Genomic DNA, 739 nt, shown 5'->3' with positions numbered 1-739 from the left:
TGATCGGTCCGGTTACCTCTCGCATGGCCTGTTTGGTTGCCTCAATAGAACTTTTACCCAAGGCAATATTACGTTCAACGTTTTCGACAACAACGATCGCATCATCGACCACGATACCGATCGCCAATACCAAGCCAAACAGGGTTAAGGCATTCAAAGAAAAACCAAACAAGTGCATGACTGCGAACGTACCAACCAGTGATACCGGCACGGCAACCAATGGAATAATGGACGCGCGCCATGTTTGCAAGAACAGCAGTACAACGATGACCACTAGCAACATCGCTTCTAGTAAAGTTTGAACAACCGCTTCAATAGAGCCGCGTACAAAGACTGTTGGATCATAAACGATCTTATAATCCATACCTTCAGGGAAGGTTTCTTTGAGCGCCGCCATACTGGCACGTACGTCATTCGAGATTTGGATTGCATTCGAACCCGAACGCTGGAAGATCGCAATTGCCGCTGCTTGCTTGTTATCTAATAGCGAACGTAAAGCGTAGGTATTGGCACCCAATTCAATACGCGCAACATCTTTAAGTCGAGTGATTGCGCCATTGTTACCAACACGAAGAACGATGTCTTCAAACTCTTCGATGCTTTCTAAACGCCCCTTCACTTTGATCAAGAGCTGAAATGGATTCTCTTCAACGCTTGGTTGAGCACCTATTGTACCCGCTGCTGCTTGGCGATTTTGTTCACGAATAGAGGTGATAACATCGGTCGTGGTCATACCTAA

Annotated in this window: 1 protein-coding gene; it reads right to left on the bottom strand. The window is 46.3% G+C overall.

Annotated features, from left to right (window positions below):
- Positions 1–739: efflux RND transporter permease subunit (locus tag A3762_RS00700; RefSeq protein ID WP_156493093.1), on the bottom strand; the 739-nt coding region annotated here is incomplete at both ends.

The sequence above is a fragment of the Oleiphilus sp. HI0125 genome, assembly GCF_001635355.1.
Note: the sequence above shows the minus strand (reverse complement) of the source record. Positions and strands in the feature narration are given on the sequence as shown.